Source organism: Paraburkholderia sp. SUR17, assembly GCF_029536165.1.
GTDB lineage: Bacteria > Pseudomonadota > Gammaproteobacteria > Burkholderiales > Burkholderiaceae > Paraburkholderia > Paraburkholderia kururiensis.
This window is the reverse complement of record NZ_CP120509.1, coordinates 2,417,751-2,436,180: the sequence shown is the minus strand read 5'-3', so window position 1 is coordinate 2,436,180 and position 18,430 is coordinate 2,417,751. Positions and strand designations below refer to the sequence as shown.

Annotated in this window: 16 protein-coding genes; 11 read left to right on the top strand and 5 right to left on the bottom strand. The window is 62.7% G+C overall.

Annotated features, from left to right (window positions below; genetic code table 11):
• Positions 1–15 precede the first annotated feature (15 nt).
• Genes P2869_RS28095 through P2869_RS28070 form a run of 6 tightly spaced genes read left to right on the top strand, consistent with a single transcriptional unit; the run spans position 16 to position 5,585 of the window.
• The gene (locus tag P2869_RS28095; protein WP_017775043.1) at positions 16–531 is read left to right on the top strand and encodes a VOC family protein; all 516 of its coding nucleotides are present in this window, start codon (positions 16–18) and stop codon (positions 529–531) included.
• A gap of 54 nt (positions 532–585) precedes the next feature.
• On the top strand, positions 586–1,191 hold the full coding sequence (locus P2869_RS28090) for an amino acid synthesis family protein (RefSeq protein WP_277598656.1): 606 nt from the start codon (positions 586–588) through the stop codon (positions 1,189–1,191).
• 27 nt (positions 1,192–1,218) lie between these two features.
• On the top strand, positions 1,219–2,097 hold the full coding sequence (locus P2869_RS28085) for an alpha/beta hydrolase (RefSeq protein ID WP_277598655.1): 879 nt from the start codon (positions 1,219–1,221) through the stop codon (positions 2,095–2,097).
• A gap of 3 nt (positions 2,098–2,100) precedes the next feature.
• The gene (locus tag P2869_RS28080; protein WP_277598654.1) at positions 2,101–3,738 is read left to right on the top strand and encodes a bifunctional 3-(3-hydroxy-phenyl)propionate/3-hydroxycinnamic acid hydroxylase; all 1,638 of its coding nucleotides are present in this window, start codon (positions 2,101–2,103) and stop codon (positions 3,736–3,738) included.
• Positions 3,728–4,057: an NIPSNAP family protein gene (locus P2869_RS28075; RefSeq protein WP_017775047.1), complete on the top strand. Its 330-nt coding sequence runs from the start codon at positions 3,728–3,730 to the stop codon at positions 4,055–4,057. The genes P2869_RS28080 and P2869_RS28075 overlap by 11 nt, the downstream gene beginning before the upstream one ends.
• 58 nt (positions 4,058–4,115) lie before the next feature.
• Positions 4,116–5,585: an NAD-dependent succinate-semialdehyde dehydrogenase gene (locus tag P2869_RS28070; RefSeq protein WP_277598653.1), complete on the top strand. Its 1,470-nt coding sequence runs from the start codon at positions 4,116–4,118 to the stop codon at positions 5,583–5,585.
• 21 nt (positions 5,586–5,606) lie between these two features.
• Here P2869_RS28070 and P2869_RS28065 read toward each other — a convergent pair whose 3' ends face one another.
• Complete coding sequence (locus P2869_RS28065) at positions 5,607–6,332, bottom strand: IclR family transcriptional regulator (RefSeq protein WP_017775049.1); 726 nt, start codon at positions 6,330–6,332, stop codon at positions 5,607–5,609.
• Between the two features lie 301 nt (positions 6,333–6,633).
• Here P2869_RS28065 and P2869_RS28060 point away from each other — a divergent pair, with 301 nt between their 5' ends.
• Positions 6,634–8,091 carry an APC family permease gene (locus P2869_RS28060; RefSeq protein ID WP_277598652.1) on the top strand — a complete coding sequence of 486 codons (1,458 nt, stop codon included), beginning with the start codon at positions 6,634–6,636 and terminating at the stop codon, positions 8,089–8,091.
• 26 nt (positions 8,092–8,117) lie between these two features.
• Here P2869_RS28060 and P2869_RS28055 read toward each other — a convergent pair whose 3' ends face one another.
• Positions 8,118–9,221: an ATP-binding protein gene (locus P2869_RS28055; RefSeq protein WP_277598651.1), complete on the bottom strand. Its 1,104-nt coding sequence runs from the start codon at positions 9,219–9,221 to the stop codon at positions 8,118–8,120.
• Positions 9,221–9,910: a response regulator gene (locus tag P2869_RS28050; RefSeq protein ID WP_017775052.1), complete on the bottom strand. Its 690-nt coding sequence runs from the start codon at positions 9,908–9,910 to the stop codon at positions 9,221–9,223. Before P2869_RS28050 ends, P2869_RS28055 begins: the two co-directional genes overlap by 1 nt.
• 135 nt (positions 9,911–10,045) lie before the next feature.
• Here P2869_RS28050 and P2869_RS28045 point away from each other — a divergent pair, with 135 nt between their 5' ends.
• Both P2869_RS28045 and P2869_RS28040 read left to right on the top strand, forming a co-directional pair.
• The gene (locus tag P2869_RS28045; protein ID WP_277598650.1) at positions 10,046–10,417 is read left to right on the top strand and encodes a hypothetical protein; all 372 of its coding nucleotides are present in this window, start codon (positions 10,046–10,048) and stop codon (positions 10,415–10,417) included.
• Between the two features lie 244 nt (positions 10,418–10,661).
• Positions 10,662–12,422 (top strand): ABC transporter ATP-binding protein, encoded by a 1,761-nt coding sequence (locus tag P2869_RS28040; RefSeq protein WP_277598649.1) that lies wholly within the window; start codon positions 10,662–10,664, stop codon positions 12,420–12,422.
• Positions 12,423–12,482: 60 nt separating this feature from the next.
• On the opposite strand, the gene P2869_RS28035 is transcribed toward P2869_RS28040, so the two are convergent.
• A complete protein-coding gene (locus tag P2869_RS28035; protein WP_277598648.1) occupies positions 12,483–13,982 on the bottom strand; it encodes a flagellar hook-basal body complex protein in 1,500 nt (499 codons plus the stop codon).
• A gap of 282 nt (positions 13,983–14,264) precedes the next feature.
• On the opposite strand from P2869_RS28035, the gene fliD reads away from it, so the two are divergent.
• The gene (gene fliD / locus P2869_RS28030; RefSeq protein WP_277598647.1) at positions 14,265–15,680 is read left to right on the top strand and encodes a flagellar filament capping protein FliD; all 1,416 of its coding nucleotides are present in this window, start codon (positions 14,265–14,267) and stop codon (positions 15,678–15,680) included.
• Between the two features lie 96 nt (positions 15,681–15,776).
• On the opposite strand, the gene P2869_RS28025 is transcribed toward fliD, so the two are convergent.
• Positions 15,777–16,595, bottom strand: coding sequence for a flagellin domain-containing protein (locus tag P2869_RS28025; protein ID WP_017775057.1), 819 nt, complete (start codon positions 16,593–16,595; stop codon positions 15,777–15,779).
• Positions 16,596–17,164: 569 nt separating this feature from the next.
• Between P2869_RS28025 and P2869_RS28020 the strand changes: the two genes are divergently transcribed.
• Positions 17,165–18,424, top strand: a complete 1,260-nt coding sequence (locus P2869_RS28020; protein ID WP_277599868.1) for an efflux RND transporter periplasmic adaptor subunit — start codon at positions 17,165–17,167, stop codon at positions 18,422–18,424.
• The last annotated feature ends 6 nt before the right edge of the window (positions 18,425–18,430 follow it).

Sequence of the window (18,430 nt, the reverse complement as noted above, 5' to 3'; positions counted from 1 at the left end):
AGAGGGAGACCAGCCATGACGCCTTCGGAAATCGAGGAACGTGTGCGTGCGGCGAATGCATCGGGGTTGCCGCTGCGCACACCGCAGATTCAGAGAACGCACCTTTCGCTCTTCGTGCGCGACCCCGTCACCTCGAGCGAATGGTATGCGCAAGTGCTCGGTATGGCCGAGACGGCACGCAGCGAACAGTGGGTGTTCATGTCGTTCGGCAAGAAGCACCACGATATCGCGCTGATTCGCGCGGCCTCGGACGCTGAACTCGGCACGATCGGCCTGCAGCACTATGGCCTCGAGATTGCCGGCGACATCATGGAACTGCGTCGCCTTTACGGCATGCTGCTGCGGCGCAAGGTGCCCATCGTGAAGATCACAGACCACAAGGTGGGTATCGGCGTGTACTTCACGGACCCGGACGGAAACCGGCTCGAATTCTTCTGCGAGACAGTGAAGGACGACGAAGAAGGAAAGCGCGTGTTGAACCGGCACCACGCGCCCAGTGATCCGACGCAGCTGGAACCGTTGTTCGAATAAGCGCGCGACCGATGTGCCGCACACGTCCCGCCAATAACTTTCGGAGTACTTCAGATGAGCAAGACCGCCAATTTCGAAACCTATCATATTCGCAAGTGGTATACGCAGATCGAAGATACGCTTGCCAACGAGTCCGGTGAACTGGCCGACGGCGAACCGCTGCGCAAGATCGTGATCGCGGCGGTCATTCATAACCCGTACGCCGGGCGCTTCAGCCAGAACCTCGAAGAACTCGTGAACCCCTCGCCGGCATTGGGTGCCGAATTTGCCCGCCGAATCCGCGAGCTGAGTGGCGAGCGCAATATCGAGAGCTATGGCAAGGCGTGTCTCGTCGGCTCGACCGGCGAGTACGAGCACGGCAACGCATTGCTGACGGCGATATTTGCCGAACCGGTGCGTGAGGCGCTTGGCGGCGGCAAGGCGTGGGTGCCGTCCACCGGCAAGCGCGGGGGCATCAACACGGTCATCGACGTGCCGCTCGCACACAAGGACGCGTTGTATGTCCGCTCGCACTACGACACCGTCACGTGTCTCGTCCCCGACGCTCCTGGCGCCGACGAAGTGGTGGCGATCTTCGCCTTCGCGACGCGCGGCCGTCTGCATGCGCGGCTCGGTGGTCTGAAGTCCTCGGAGATTGTCGGCAAGGACGGGCTCGTCTAAGCGGATCGATGCCCTGGAGAGCGAGCGATGAATACCTTGCCGGTGCAGGAAGGCTGGATTGTCAACGACGGGCTGCGGCTGCGCCATATCAGCTGGGGACGCGAGGATGCGCCGCCCGTCGTGATGCTGCACGGTCTGCGCAGCTATGCGTACACGTGGGAGCCCGTGGCCGCAGCGTTGGCCGATAGTTACCGTGTAATCGCGCTTGACCAGCGCGGCCGCGGTTTGAGCAACTGGGACCCGCAGCGCAACTATTACGCCGAGGCCTATGCCCGCGATCTCGAAGTGCTCGTGGACGCGCTCGGGCTGCGCCGGTTCGTGCTCGTCGGTCATTCGATGGGCGGCGCCAACGCGTTCGTCTACTCGGGCAAACATCCTGAGCGCCTGGCTGGGCTCGTGGTTGAAGACATGGGGCCTGGCGCGTCGGCAAGCTCCCAGGGTTCGGAGCGCATCAGACGCGAACTGCGCGACACGCCCGATGCCTTTAATTCATGGGATGAGGTCCGCGCATTCTGGCGCCGGCAGCGCCCCAACATTTCGGACACCGCACTGGAGTCGCGCGTTGCGCACTCCCTGAAGACCGGCGAAAGCGGCCGCATCGTCTGGCGGCATGACGCCGCCGGCATCGCGGCGGCGCGCCTTGCGGCAACGCCGGCGCAACTGGTTGATCTGTGGCCGTTCGTGACGGGGCTCACGATGCCGACGCTCGTGCTGCGTGGAAGCGATTCGGATTTTCTGTCCGCGGCGACGCTGGAAAAGATGGCGGCGGCTTCGTCGCAGATCTGCACCGTGAGCATTCCGCAGGCAACGCACTACGTTCACGACGACCAGCTTGCCGCATTCAACGTGGCGCTGCGTGCGTGGCTCGATCATCTGAACGACGCGGTATGGCGCGAGGGGGCCTGAGCGGTGAAGACGGACAACACATACAGGCCGTCGGTCGTCATCGTGGGCGCCGGGCCCAATGGTGTCGCGATGGCGAACATGCTGGGGCTGTACGGCATCGCCACCGTGGTGATCGAAAAGACCCCGCAAATCGTGGAGTTTCCGCGCGCGGTGGGCATCGACGACGAAGCGCTACGTCTGTTCCAGACCGCAGGACTCGCAGACGAACTCTGCCGCGACATCATCCAGAACGTGCCGCTGCGCATGTTCAAGGCGAACGGACGATGCTTTGCCGACATCCGGCCTTCGGGGCGCGAATTCGGTTGGTGGCGGCGCAACATCTTCATGCAGCAGCTTGCGGAAAAAACCTTGCGCGCGGGGCTCGCGCGCTATCCGCACGTCTCGCTTCGCTTGAGTGAAGAAGTGGTGGATCTGCAGCAGGACGACACAGGCGTGACGCTGCACGTTCGCCGCGTAGACGGTGAGACGTACGCGCTGGAAGCCGACTATGTCGTGGCCGCGGATGGCGGTCGCAGTCCGCTGCGCGAGATGCTGGGCGTGAAGCTGGAAGGCACGACCCATCCCATCAAATGGGTGGTGACCGATGTCAGGAACGCGGACATGGACCAGCCCTGCACGGCACTCGTGTGCGATCCGCGCCGGCCCAACGTCTGTGTGTATCTGCCGTTCAACTACCGACGCTGGGAATTCCTCGTCTTTCCTCACGAGAACGAGGAAGAGATCGCCACGCCTGCATCGATCCGACGATTGATTGCGCCGTACGTGAGCAACGTCGACGAGATCGAGATCGTGCGCGCGCGAACCTACACGCACCATTCGCGCATCGCCAGTCGATTTGTCGTGGGCCGTGTCGCATTGATCGGCGATGCGGCGCATCTGACACCGCCCTGGATCGGCCAGGGCCTCAACGCGGGTCTGCGTGACGTCGGCAATCTGGCGTGGAAGCTGGCCGGCGTCGTGCAAGGGCGCCTGCGGCCCGAGGTGTTGCATACCTACGAGTCCGAACGGCTCGATCACGTGCGCGCCATGATCAGTCTTGCCGACACCTTCGGGGCCATGCTCATGCCCACGAATCGCGTGGCGGCCTGGCTGCGCGACAGTTTCTTCAGCCTTGCGCGCTTCGCGCCTGCTCTGCGCAACTACGTGTTGCAGATGCGGTTCAAGCCCATGCCGAGCTACACGAACGGCGTCGTGTTGCCGGGCACTTTGGGCACTTCTGTCGCGACGGGCAGGATGATCGTTCAGCCCGACGTGGAAACCGCGGACGGCGTGCGTCGAAAACTGGACGACGTACTGGGTCCGTGGTTCGCCATCATCGGCTGGCGTTGCGATCCGCTCGCGCATCTGTCGGCTGACGACCGTAGCTACTGGCATGCGCTCGGCGTGAAATTCGTTCAGGTGAGTCGTTCGCGCAGCGGGGTGTCCGGTGAAGACCGCATGGACAGCGCATATGGCAGCGAGTGTGTAGAAGACGTCGATAACGTATTGGCGGAGTGGTTCCATCAGCACCCAGGGCCTATCGTGCTCGTACGCCCTGACCGTTACGTCGCGGCGCAGACTGACGTGGCAGGGTTGGCCGATCTGGCCAGCCGCTTTCAGGCGTTCGCGTCCCCACAGCTGGAGGAAGCCGATGTTTGTTGAACAGCGTATCTACACGCTCGTGCCGGGCGGCACAGCGGAATATTTGAGGCTGTACGCGGAGCACGGCCGCGAGGCGCAGGAGCGCATTCTTGGCACGATGCTCGGTTGCTTCACGACCGAGGTCGGCCCGCTCAACCAGCTTGTGTATCTATGGGGCTTCGAGTCGCTTCAGGACCGCACCGAACGCCGCGTGCGACTGATGGCCGACGCTGCATTCAGAGATTTCCGCGGCAAGGTGCGCCCTCTGCTCGTGCGGCAAGAGAACCTTATTCTCAAGCAGGAAATCGGTGGCGTGCTCGCGCGCCGTCCGCCTCAGTAGTGTCTGGTTTTAGCCTGCGTGATCGAGGTGCTTACATTGAAACCCGCTGAATACGCCTATGCCAACGAATGTTTCTGCATCGCCGGCGCATGAGTCGGCCTACCCGTCGCTTTGCTTCTATATCGACGGTGTTTTCCATGCCGCCGGCCATCGCCGCACGCGTCCTGTGTTCGATCCCGGAACGGAGCAGGTCATCGGAGAACTTCCGCTCGCCGATACCGACGACGTTGCGTGTGCCGTGGATGCCGCCCATCGCGCGTTCGAGCGGTGGAAACGCGAGTCGCCACTCGCGCGTTCCGACATTCTGCGCAGGGCAGCCGCGTTGATCCGCGAACGTGCGGTCGAGATTGGTCGCCATATCACGATGGACCAGGGCAAGCCGTTGCAGGAGGCGATAGCGGAGGTGGCATCGTCTGCCGAGCATCTTGAGTGGCATGCCGAAGAGGGGCGGCGCATCTACGGGCGCGTCGTGCCGGCCCGCTCGCCCGACGTGCAGCAGACGGTGCTGCGCGAACCGGTTGGCGTGTGCGCCGCGTTTTCGCCGTGGAATTTTCCGTTCAACCAGGCATTGCGCAAGATTGCGGCCGCGCTCGCCTCGGGCTGCACGCTGGTGTTGAAGGGACCGGAAGAAGCGCCCAGCGCGATCGTCGCGCTGGCACGCGTCTTTCATGACGCGGGGCTGCCACCGGGCTGTCTGAACGTGCTGTGGGGCGTGCCGTCCGAAGTATCGGCGCAACTCATCGAATCTCCGAAGGTGCGCAAGATCTCTTTCACGGGATCGGTGCCCGTCGGAAAGCAACTGGCTGCGCTCGCGGGTGCGCACATGAAGCGCATGACGATGGAACTGGGCGGACACGCGCCCGTGATCGTCTGCGACGACGCCGACGTGGCGCGCGCCGCCGCCATGCTGGCCGCCTACAAGTTTCGCAACGCCGGGCAGGTATGCGTTTCGCCCACGCGTTTCTTCGTGCAGCGCCGCGTGTACGAGCGCTTCGTCTCCGCATGGCTCGACGCGATGGCGACCATTCGCGTGGGCCACGGCCTCGAGCCCGGCGTCACGATGGGCCCGCTCGCACATGCACGGCGGCTTGCCGAAATGGAAGCCTTCGTGAGCGATGCGAAAGCAAAGGGCGCGGAAATCGCGGCGGGCGGCACGCGGCTCTTCAGTCGCGGCCATTACTTCGCACCGACTGTTGTGCTGGCGCCTCGCTCCGATACACGGTTGATGTGCGAAGAACCGTTTGGTCCCATTGCGGCGCTCGTGCCGTTCGACGAACTCGACGCGGCGATTGACGAAGCGAACAGGCTGCCTTTCGGGCTCGCGTCTTATGCGTTCACTACGTCGTCGCGCAACGCGCATCGCATCAGCCGAAACCTGGAGGCGGGCATGGTCAACATCAACCACTTCGGCATGGGCCCGGCGGAGATTCCATTCGGCGGGGTGAAAGAGAGCGGCTTCGGTAGCGAAGGCGGAACGGAGACCTTCGACGGCTATCTGGTCACGAAATTCGTTACGCAGCTTAACTGAACGACGACGCGTGTCGACGGTTCAGATGGCCTGCCCGATGCGCGTGGCCGCGTCGACGAGCAGTTTGCCGAGCACGCTCTGGTCGAACAGCGAGAAATGCTCTTCACGAAACACGAGCGACACGCTGCTGTTGATGTCGCCGTTGCTCGCGGCAGCAATGGGCGCGGCAATACCGACGAACCCCTGGTCCAGTTCGCCGCGCGAAAGGCAGTAACCGCTCTCCACGATGTGCTGGCAATGCCGCCAGAATGCGGTCCAGTCTTCGAATTCACCCATTTCCGCGCGATGTCGTTCATGTAAACGTTTGAGCCGGGTACGCGACATCGAGGCGACGATGGCTTTCGAAGACGCACCATGAAAGAGCGGCATGATGCGTCCGCGCCCGAAACCGAGTTGCAGGTTTTCTACGCCCGTTTCGTGCAGGACGTTGATGATCTGTTCGTCGTACAAGGTGGACACGAGTGCGTCGCCGCCCGTCAGCTGCGCGAGTTTCTGCACCACAGGTGTGGCGGCCATAAGCATCGGGTCCGACTGGCGCATGTTGTAGTCGAGATGGATGATGCGCGGCCCCAGCGTGTAGGCGCCGTTGTGGCTCACGAGCAGGCCGACGGAGACCAGTTCCTTAACGTAGCGGTAGCACGTGGTTCGCGAGAAACCCATGTGTTCGGCGATGCCTTCTGCCGTCATCGACATGGCCGAAGACGAGAAGACGTCAAGGATGGAGAGCATTTTGGTGAGGCTCGACATGAACGGTCCGTAGCGAAATGTATTGTGCAGAAAGGCCGTAGCAAGGGCGGCTGCGGTCAGTTTCGACCTTACCCGGCAGGCTCATATTGCGGGATTTCAGCAGGGAAATTTCGATTTATGGCGTGGTAGTTTATCGCCAATCCTGCATTGTGCCGATTCGGGATAACAGCGCGAAAAATGGACTTCTAATATCGGGTTCGTGTAGCCGGATCGTCAGCGGGCGCTTCGCCTCGCTCTTCGGCAGCGGATCTGCGGGCGGTGCGCTGGCCCGACTATACCGACACATGACGGAGGAGACGTAATGCTTCAGCAGACGCAGGCCCCGCATCCCGGGCTCAGGCAAGGTGCCTTGAGTATCGGATTCATCATCTTTTTCGTCGTCTCGGCGGCGAGCCCGTTGAGCGTGCTGGCGGGCGGCTTTCCGATCGGCATCATGCTCGGCAATGGACCCGGCACGCCCGCGCTGCTGCTCGTGACGCTTGGCATTCTGCTCACGTTCTCGGCCGGCTATACCGCGATGGCGCGCCACGTCACGAACGCCGGGGGTTTCTACGCGTTTTCGTGCCGCGGCCTGGGTGGCCTTCTGGGTGGTGGCGCAGGCATGCTCGCCATGTTCTGCTACAACATTCTGCAGATTGGCGTCTATGGTCTCTTCGGCGCGGTTGTTTCGGACACCGTTTCAACGGCTTTCCATCTCGTGTTGCCCTGGTGGGTCTATTCGTTCATGGCGCTGGCGAGCGTCGCGATACTCGGGTATCGGCAGATCGATCTGTCGGCGCGCCTGCTCTCCGTGATGGTGACCGCCGAGTATCTGACCATTCTCGTGCTCGACGCGTGCATCCTGCTGAAAGGCGGCGAAGCGGGCGTCAATCTGGATGCCTTCAAACCCGCGGCCGTATCGAGCGGTTCGCCTTCTATCGGGCTGTTGTTCTGCTTCGCCGCGTTCATCGGCTTCGAAGCGACCACGATCTACGGCGAGGAAGCACGCGACCCGAAGCGCGCCATTCCCATTGCGACATTTGCGGCCGTGCTGCTCATTGGCGCGTTCTATTCGCTTTCGCTGTGGGCCATGGTGGTGGGGGCCGGCGCGAACAAGATCGTTCCTGCGCTGCAAGCCATGCAGGATCCGACTACGTTCATCTACGGCCTTTCCGACCGCTATGCGGGGCATGGCCTCACGCAGGTGATCCGTGTGCTGTTCATCGTGAGCATCTACGCCGGGTTGCTCGCCTTTCATAACTCCGCGGCCCGATATTTCTTTGCCAGCGGACGCGACCGTTTGTTGCCGCAAGTGCTCGGACGTGCACACGGGCGACATCAGAGCCCGCACGTCGGCTCGCTGCTGCAATCGTTCATTGCAGCGGTTGTGGTGGGCATATTCGCGCTGCTGCACGCGGACCCGGTGCTCCAGTTGTTCGCCTGGCTCTCGAACGTGGCGACGCTATGCGTGATCCTGCTCATGGCGATTACCTCGGCAGCCGTGATCGGCTTCTTTCGTCGGCGCTCGGGAATTCATTCCGCCGCGCGCGAGAGCTGGGTACGTACGCAGGCATTGCCCGCCGTCTCGTGCGTGCTGCTGACTTACGTGCTCATTACAGCGATCAGGCACTTCGATGTGTTGACGGGCGCGAGCGGCTGGCTGGCCGACGCGTTGTGCTCGCTCGTGCCGCTCGCGGTGCTGCTCGGTGTGGCGTTGGCCGCGCGGTTGCGTCGGGTATCGGTGGAGCACTATCGGCGGCTGGGCACGTACACGCCTTAAACAGGTTCCGCACGCTGCACGCGGTATCACGGTTCGGGAAGTGGCGCGCGCGGAATATCGATTTCGAAGATACTGCCGCCCACGCTCGACTGAACGTAACGCACCTCGCCGCCGTGAGCCATGGCGATGGCTCGCACGACGGACAAACCGAGCCCGGATCCTCCGGACTCCCGCGAGCGCGATGCGTCGCCGCGTGTAAAGGGATTGAAGGCGTGGCGTGCGAATTCCGGGGTGAGGCCAGGGCCTTCGTCCTCCACGCGCAGCACCACATGTGTGTCGCGGGGCTCCACCTCGACGCGGAGCCGGCCAGCATGCGCATAGCGACGTGCGTTATCGAGCAACGCGAGCAACGCCTGCCGGATTCGCGGACCGTCGCAACGCAGGATGACGGGCACGATATGGAGTTCGACGCGAAGGCCGGCTTCCTCCAGCGCCGGGCGGATCGAATCGACGGCGTGCTCGACTTCGGCGCCGATCTCGGTTGGCTCGATGCGCATTTGCATGCGGCCGCTGTCTTGCAGCGTGACGACACGCAGGTCTTCCACCAGACGCGAGAGGCCCTCCACCTGAAACAGCAACCCACGGAACAGCGCTTCGTCGGGGCGGAATACCCCGTCGCTCAAGCCTTGCAGGCGACCCTTCAGGATGGTGAGCGGCGTACGCAGTTCGTGCGCGATGGCCGCGTTCCAGGCCGCCATGTCGGCGGCCATGTCCTGCAGTTTCATTGCCATCGTGTTGAAGTCGTCTACCAGATGCGCCGTTTCGCCGAGCGAGCGATCGCCTGGCACCGCGCGCGCGGCGAGGTCGCCTGCCGCGATGCGGCGTGCGCCCTCCGCGAGCGAATTGAGCGGAGCGAGAATGCGCCTCGCGAGGCGCAAGGCAATGATGACCGCGACGATAAGCGCCACGAGCAGCAGCGCGGCGAAGATCAGGTAGTCCGGCGCCTGCGGGATGAGCATGTCCTCGGGCGGGCCCGGCGGCAGAGGTATGAACGTATAGAGCAAACCGTAGATCACGAACGAACCCACGAACGCGATCAGCGTCGTGATGACCGCGACGAGCCCCATCGACATCACGATCTGCCGGCTCAGCCGGTTGCGCTGCGGCATCGGCCCTTCTTGAGTCGGCATCAGCTTTCCATGAGCCGGTAGCCGACGCCGCGCACCACCGACATCATGCCTGGTGCACCGCCCTGGTCGAGCTTCTTGCGCAGGTTGCAGACGTGGCTGTCCACAGTGCGTTCCAGCGCGTCGCCACCGGGCAGGCAGGCGTCCACCAGTTCGCCGCGGCTGAATACGCGGGTGGGCGACTTCGCGAGGTGGGCCAATATCCGGAACTCGGTCAACGTGAGCGCAAGCGGCGCTTCGCCGGCCTCGCTCACCACCTTGGCCACGTATCGCTCGGTATCGATTTCGAGCTTGCCGGCGCGTAGAAGCCCTGGCGAGCGCGAAACGCCGACGCGCCGCAACACGGCCCGCACGCGCGCGACGACTTCCACGGGATTGAAGGGTTTGACGATGTAGTCGTCCGCGCCAAAACGCAGGCCCTGCAGGCGGTCGATGGCCTGATCGAGCGCCGTCAGCATAATGACGGCCGTATTGCTGCGGCGACGCAATTCGACGAGCACTTCCCAGCCGTCCTTCTTCGGCATCTTGACGTCCAGCAGCACGAGGTCCGGCTTCAGTACGGGGTGCACATCAATGGCGGTTTGCCCATCGGTCACGCGGTAGGTGCGAAACCCTTCGCGCACGAGGTACGCGTCGAGTATTTCGGCAATTTCCGGTTCGTCTTCCGCAATCAGGATCAGCGCATTGTTCATGCTTCTATCTCGGGTCTCGACAGCGCGCATTCGGCTGCTTACGCCTGTAATGCTGGCACAGGGCGGGGCGCCGGTTAATGGTCTCCACGGAATCTCAATGGTATCTCAACACTCTTTGGCGGCCACGCGCCTAAGATGGGCGCACGCCTGTATAGCGGTCAATGCGTGGTACGAAATACGGCAGGACTGCTGCGGCAGGTCAGACAAAATATCGGAAAAACGATACGAGGTGCGGGGATGCGATTTCGCAGGCGGGATGGTGTCGTTGTCGAGGCCAGCCGGTGGTTTTTTCCTGAAAAGCACCCTCGGGTTCAGTTTCGCGGCGGCAAGTGGATGATCGCGACGCCCGACGGGTGGCGCGAAGTGAAGGCAGGCGACTGGATTCTGACGGATAGCACCGGCAATTCGTGGCCCATGTCGAACCTTTCGTTTTGCCAGGTATATGAGCCGATGCGTGAACCGATGCGTGAGCCAATGTGCGAGCCGAAGCGCGACCCCGAAGTCTGATGTTGTTTGCCTGAGGCTCCGGGCGTTGGTCCGTGAGTATCGGGGCCTCCCTGGCCAGCCCCGCGGGTTGGCCTTTTTTCTTTGTGCGTCCGGATCGCCATAGCCGCTATATGGGTGCGCTGTATGAGCGGCCGTGGCGTGAGTCTTCATCGAATCTCCATCGAACCTCCATGCGCTGTGGCGACAGCCAACCGAAGATGCACGTGCTGACGAAACGCGTCAGTTCGTCAACCTGAGGTGTTCCATGAGTCGCCACGCGCCTGCTGCACGGCACGTTGTCCTGCGTAGAGTACTTGCGCTTTTCAAGCCCTATTCGCTTCAGTTTGCCGTCGTGCCGGCATTGATGGTGTTCGCCTCCATTGCGGGCGTGGCCAATCCCTTCATCATCCGGCGCATCATCGACGAAGCGCTTCCGCAAGGCAATTTCCGGCTTCTCCTGGGTCTTGCTGCGGTGTTGGTCGCCATCGCGGCGGCTACGGCCGTGGCGAGCACCATTCAGACATTCGTTTCGACCCGGATCGGGCAAGCCATCATGCACGACCTGCGTGTGCGCGTGTATGGGCATCTGCAGAATCTGTCGTTGTCGTTCTTCACGAACACGCGGTCGGGCGAAATTCAGGCACGCATTGCCAGCGATATCGGCGGTCTGCAGGCGCTCGTCACGCACACCGCGGTCGAGGCCGCCCGGAATGCAAGCGTGGTCGTCATGACAGCGATCGCCATGCTCGTGCTCGACTGGCGTCTTGCGCTGCTCTCGTTCGCCGTCATACCGGGCCTTGCGTGGCTGCAATACCGGATCGGCCTCATGCGTGAAGCTATCGTGCACGAGCAGCAGGCACGCATTGCCGATTTGTCGTCGACCGTCCACGAGTCGCTGTCCGTTGGCGGCATCGTGCTTGCGCGTACCACGGGTCGTCTTCGTCATTTGCTAGGCGGATTCACCCGCACGTCGCGCGACGTGGCGCACCTCGAGGTGCGCTCGCACTCCGCGGGGCAGTGGGAATGGAGCCTCGTCTACTTCGCGCTCTCCGTGTTGCCGGCACTCACGCTGCTTGCCGGCGCGGCCTTCATGGATTTCGGTATGGCAATGACCATTGGCACGCTGGTGGCGATGATCACGTTGCAGGAGCAATTGTTCTGGCCGCTTGAAGAAATTCTTGCCGCGAGCGTCGAATTGCGCACCGCCCGCGCTCTGTTTGCGCGCATCTTTGAGTACCTGGAAAAACCCGTTGGCATCACGGAACGTCCGCATGCCGTGACGCTGGTGCGCACCGCGATGCGCGGCAACGTGCGCGTTGAAAACGTGACGTTTCGCTACGAAGGCAGCGACGTACCGGCGATTCGCGATGTCAGCATCGACATCCCCGCAGGGTCCCACGTGGCTATCGTCGGACCCACCGGTTCGGGCAAGACCACGCTGGCCTATCTGCTGGCGCGTCTGTATGACGTGGAGGGTGGAAGCATCACTTACGATGGCGTCGATGTGCGCGATCTGAGCTTTGCATCGCTGACGGAGATGCTCGGCGTAGTCACGCAGCAGCCGTATCTGTTCAACGCATCGGTTGCAGACAATCTGCGTTTCGCGAAACCGGACGCCACTGACGATGAACTCATGGCCGCCGCGCGCGTGGCCCAGGTCCACGACCTGATCGCCTCGCTGCCTCAAGGTTACGCGACACGCGTGGGCGAAGGCGGCTATCGCTTTTCGGGCGGCGAAAAGCAGCGCCTCGCGCTTGCGCGCACCGTGCTGCGCAATCCGCCTGTTCTGCTGCTGGACGAAGCCACCAGCGCGCTCGATACGCGAACGGAGCGCCTGCTCGCAGAAGCGCTCGCCGCGCTGGCGAAGAATCGCACGACCATCACCATCGCACACCGGCTCTCGACGGTGCGCGACGCGGACCAGATCATCGTGCTCGACAAGGGGCGCATCGTCGAGCGCGGCGACCACGACAACCTGGTCGCGCGCGCCGGCATGTATGCCGAACTCGTTGGATCGATGAGTTGAATTTCCGTCGTTCCTGCGCGCGTTTGCGGCAGGAACGACTCGCGCACGTCTTGCGGCGCATTAGATGTTCATGAGCGTCTGATCGACCATGCGCTGTGTCTTGATGGTCTGCGCATTCGCCTGGTAATTGCGCTGCGCGGTGATCAGCTTGACCAGCTCGTTCGTCAGATCGACGTTCGAGTTTTCGGTTGCCCCGCCTTGCAGCGTGCCGTGGTTCGTCGAACCCGGTGCCGATATTTGCGCGACGCCGGAAGACGACGTCTCCTGAAACTGGTTGTTGCCCAGATTCACCAGTCCGTTCTGGTTCGCGAAGTTGGCGAGCGCGATCTGGCCCAGCGCCATGGTCTGTCCGTTCGTGTACCGGCCTGTGAGCGTGCCGTCGTTGCCTATCGTGAAGCTCGTGAGCTGTCCCGCCGAATAGCCGTCCTGCGCCAGCGCGTTGATGCCGTCCTTGCTGCCGAACTGCGTTGTGCCGCCAAGCTTCAGCAGCAACGGTTGCGGCGTGGCGGAACCGTTGCCGTTCGTCACGGAGAAGTTGAACACAAGCGCCGTGGTGGTCGGTTTTCCAGAAGCGTCTACCGTACCGGTCAGATTGCCCGACGTATCGAACTTCGCGCTGCCGATGGGCGTGCTGGGCACGTTGCCCGGCTGGCCTGCGTACACGTCCCACATGCCGGCGCTTTTCCTCACGAAATACATCGACACCTGTTGCTGGCCGCCGAGCGAGTCGTATACGGGCACCGATGTCGAGAAGTTGTACGTGGCGCTGTCCGCGGCGTTGAAGGCAATCGGGTTGGGCGTCACGGTGACCTTGTCGCCCGCTGCCGCGACGCCGGTGAGCGTGACGGTTTCACCCATGCCGAGTTTGATCGGCGCATTGGCGGTGTAGCTCAGTCCCGTTTGCGATGCGCCGGCGCTGGACGTCAGGTTATAGGTGGTGGGGCTCGTGAAGGTCAGGGTCCACGTGTCCGCGTTGGTGCCTTGCGTGCCGTCCGTGATCGTTGCGCCTTTGCTCGCGAGCGCGCCCGAGGCGGTGACGGTGGGCATGCCGAGCTTGAGCGCATCGTGCGCGTTCAGGTTGAGGCTCGCCGTGATGGTGCTCGTGGCGGTGGGCGCAATGTTCGTCGTCGGCACCTTCAGCGCAACCGTGTTCGCGGTTTCCACGATGCCGTTCGCGTTGGCCGCATAACCCATCAGCTTCAGGCCGTCCGCGTTCGTGACGAAGCCGTTGCGGTCGAGCTGGAACACGCCGTCGCGCGAGTAGGTGAGCGCGCCGTTGTTCGACATCTGGAAGAAGCCGTTACCGTTGATGGCAACGTGCAGCGCGACGTTGTCCGTGGTGATGGTGCCTTGCGAGAAATTCTGTTCGACACCGGCGAGCCGCGAACCGAGTCCGATCTGGTTGTGCACCGCCGTGGCGACCGAATTTGCATAGATGTCGGCGAACTGCGCCTGGCCGTGCTTGAAGCCGGTTGTGTGCGCGTTCGCAATGTTGTGGCCGATCACGTCGAGGTCTTTCGATGCGCCTGCCAGTCCGCTCAGTCCTTGCTGGTAACCCATGATGGTCTCCGTTTCCAGTTGAAGCCGCCCGCGTTGGGATGATGCTGGCGACCATCGAAGGCCGGCCGCCCGGCTGCGAACATGCTGAGGTGGAACGCAGCGGCGCACAACGGCGTTCATGGAATCTCGACGGTATCTCGACGCGCAGGCGTCGCGCGTTGCATGAGAGGCGGGTCAGAAGGCGAAATTCATCAGATATCCATAGAAACTCGACGGAGCCTCAACTGAAGCATGCGTCACTAGCGGGAGCAGGAACACACACCGCCTGACAGGAGCATGCGCATGACGACGACCGCCCCTTCCTCGAGCGATACCGGCGCATTGATCCGGCAAGCAACGCAGTCCGTGATCAGCGGCGCGACCCGCTCGTCCATCGACGTCGATACGCTGGTGGCCGCGCTCGTCACCGCGAAGACCGCGGGCCAAGCGGGCATGCTCAGCCGGAAGCAGACCGCGGACAACGTGGAGCTTTCGGCGGTGGGGAAGCTTCAGGCTGCGCTTGCCTCGCTGCAATCCGCGTTGCGCGGCTTCACAGACGGCACGGCGCTCAACGCGCTCACGGTGGCCGTGAGCGGAAGCGGTCTGAAGGCGACGGTCAAGACGGGCGCGGCGACCGGCACGTACAGCGTGGCGGTGACCAACATTGCAACCGCCAACAAGATTTCGTCGCAGGCGTTCGCGCGCGATGCGAGCCCTGGCAGCGGCACGCTGACGGTCGGCGTGGGCAGCCGCACGATGCAGATCAACGTTGCCACGGGCAGTTCGCTCGCGAGCGTCGCGAAAGCGATCAATGCGGCCGCAGACAACCCGGGTGTTTCGGCCGCTATCGTCACCGCGACGGACGGCCAGCATCTCGTGCTCACGGCAAGGCAGACCGGCGCTGCAAGCACGATTTCGATATCGGCGGGCAGCGGTCTCAGCGCGAAGCTCAATACGTCGGCCTTTACGCAAATCACTGCGGGAAAAGACGCGAAATTTTCCATCGATGGCAATACCGTAACCAGCGCAAGCAACACCGTCGAGGGAGCGCTGACCGGCATCACGCTCGCACTGACCGCAGAGGCCGTGGGCACCACGCAAACCGTTTCGGTCGAGCGGGATACGACAGCGTCAACGAAGACCATTACCGATTTCGTCGCCGCCTACAACCACTACATCGCAACGGAGAAGAGCCTGACCTGGGATGCGTCGCAGCCTTTGGCTTCGCGCGCGGGGCCGCTGCTGGGCGATGCGATGACCAACGCCATCACCAATCGGTTTGGCAGCCTGATCAGCGGCGGTGTCGCCGTTGGAGGGCGAACGTACAGCCTCTCGTCCATCGGCATCGACCTGCAACATGACGGTACGCTTGCCGTGAACGCCACAACGCTGCAAAAGGCGCTGGCGGGCGCGGGCTCCGCGATGTCGGCGTTGTTCAACTCGACGAACGGCATCGGGGTGAAGCTGAATACGTTCATCGATACGTACACGAGGCCGAGCGGCACGTTCGATCAACGCACGCGCACATTGAACGCCGACCTGGGCAAGCTGACGGACCATATGACGCAGCTCAAGCACTACCAGGACACGCTGAAAGCACAGTACAACGCGCAGTTTCAGGCGCTCAACGTGCTCATGACCACCATGCAGAACAACACCCGCTATCTGAACCAGCTGTTCGGCGGGGCCGGCATGCCGGGGACGCTGCATCGCCGGTAAGGCGATGCGGGTTCAATAGAAGCGGAGCAAGAAAAAAACGACGCTCGCAGCACGTGAGCGGCGCGCGGTGTCCCCGCGTGCCGCCGTTTTTTGTGCTTACTGCAAGAGCTTCAACACCTGCTGCGGCAGCGAGTTCGCTTGCGCAAGCACCGAGATACCGGCTTGCTGCAGCACTTGTGCCTTCGAAAGATTCGCCGTTTCCGAAGCAAAGTCCGCGTCCACAATTTGCGCCCGCGCGGAGTTCAGGTTGGTCGATTGCGTCTGCGTGTTGCTGATGGCCGACTGGAACGTGTTCTGCGTTGCGCCCAGCGTTGCCTGGAAGTTGTTGACTTGCGAGAGCGCTGCGTCGATTGCAGTAATGGCGTTCTGCGCGCCCGAGGTGGTCGAGATATCGACACCCGAGACACCGAGGCCTGCCGCGTTCCAGGTGGTCGAGCCGAAACTGGCGGTGATCGTCTGGTTCGCCGACGCGCCGATCTGGAAGTTCACGCTGCCCAGACCGCCGAGCACGGCCTGACCGTTGAACGTGGTCTGCGTCTGCACCCGGTTGATTTCCGTGAGACGCGTGGCCACTTCGGTTTGCAGGTTCGCTTGCGCTGCCGAGCCGAGCGAGCCGTCGCCCGATTCCACGGCCAGCTGGCGAATGCGCTGCAGGTTGGCCACGGTCGACGAGATGGCACCGGAGGCCGTTTGCACCATCGAAATGCCGTTGTTCGCGTTCATCACGCCTTGATTCAGTGCATTGATGGCAGCGGTCTGGCTGGTGGCGATGGCGAGGCCGGCGGCGTCGTCCGCGGCGGTGTTCACACGCTTGCCCGACGACAGGCGGTTGATCGCTTGCGACAGGGCGCTTTGTGAACCGGAGAGGTTTGTCTGCGTCGTCAGCGACAGGATGTTGGTATTGATATTGAGCATCGGTGACCTCTTGAAAGTAAGAGATGGATAACGTGCGGTCAGGTTGCCGGCGATGGAAATTGCATCGTTATCGAGCAACCTTTCTCCGTTATCGGCCGATGGTTATTTTTATTTAGGATCGTTAACCAAAAAATGCCGAAAAAAATACCGGCCTGTGGCCGGTGAAAAAAAGAGCTGTTGCTCTTGAGGAAGCGGGCCAATTATTTCAGCCGATTATGGACGTTTAATCGAGATTCGATGGATGGCATTTGAATACGAAAAATCCGTGCAACTGCCCTGTCTCCATTGAATCTCAACAGTATCTCAACACAATATGGGCGCTGCGCTCCGATGATCTAGCCGTTCCTCGCGCATATGCGGCATCGCATCGAGATTGCGGATTTTGTGAAAGCACAGATGCAAACCCACATGCGAGCGCGAGAAATGAATTGAACGCTGTTTGCACAAGGCTCCGGCCAGACCCTCGGAGTGCCAGGAGCCATTTGGCCGACCGCTTTCCGGGTCGGCTTTTTTTTCAGGCAGATGAAGTGCCTGAAAACCTGTGAAGTACTGGAGAGAACGTGTTCTACATGAAAGGCAAGCGCATCGCGAAGGGCGTGGCCGCTGCGGTGGTGCTGATGTCCCTCGCTGCATGCAAGGATCCCGGTGACGCCGCGAATAGAGGCGCCGCACAGGAAAGTCCGCGCGCGCAGGTCAGTGTGGTGATGCTGCGTGCGCAGGCGGTGCCGCTTACCACCGAACTGTCGGGACGTGTGGTGGCCGCGCTCGAGGCCGAGGTTCGTCCGCAGGTCACAGGCATCATCCAGAAGCGTCTTTTCCGCGAAGGCGGCGAGGTGAAGGCCGGCGACGTGCTGTACCAGATCGACCCGGCGACCTATCAGGCTGCGTACGACAGCGCACGTGCAGCGCTCGTGAAGGCCGAGGCCGCGGTGCCCGGCGCGCTGGCGAAGGCCGACCGCTATAGCGACCTCGTCAGGCGCAACGCCGTCAGCAAGCAGGAATACGAAGACGCGGCAGACGTGCTCGCGCAGGCCCGCGCCAACGTAGCCGTTGCCAAAGCCGCCGTGGAGACGGCGAGAATCGCGCTCGACTACACCACCATCCGCGCGCCGATCTCGGGCCGCATCGACCGGTCTTCGCTCACGCCAGGCGCGCTCGTCACGGCGGGTCAGGCCGTAGCGTTGACCACCATCCGCCAGATCGATCCGATCAATGTGGACCTCACGCAGTCCAGCGCGAGTCTGCTCGCGCTGCGCGAGGCAATCGAATCGGGACGTCTTCAGTCGGTGGGTTCCGGTGTAGGCGTGAGGCTGAAACTCGAGAACGGCACGCTTTATCCGCACGTCGGCAAACTCGAATTCGCCGAATCGAGCGTGAACCAGGCGACGGGCACTTACGTCCTGCGAGCCGTGCTGCGCAATCCCGCGCGTCTGCTGCTGCCCGGCATGTACGTGCGGGCATGGGTCGACGAGGGCACTGCGCCCCACGCGTTTCTGATCCCGCAGCGCGCAGTGAGCCGGGGCCTGCGCGGCGAGGCCACGGCGCTCTTCGTGCGCAACGGCAAGGTGGTGGAGCAGACCTTGACCGGCGCGCGGCAGGTCGGCAACGACTGGCTCGTGCAGACTGGCGTGGCCGATGGCGACCAGGTGATCGTGGAAGGCAGCCAGCTCGTAAGAGAAGGCGACGCCGTGACGACGGTGCATGTCGAACTCGACAAGGCGACGGGCGCGGTTCGTCCCACGCGTGCCGTAGCTCGCGCGGATAACGCCGATTCGCCGGGCGCCCCACGCCCGGCGCTGATCCGCGACCGGCAGGCAAGCCGAAGCTGAGGGCGC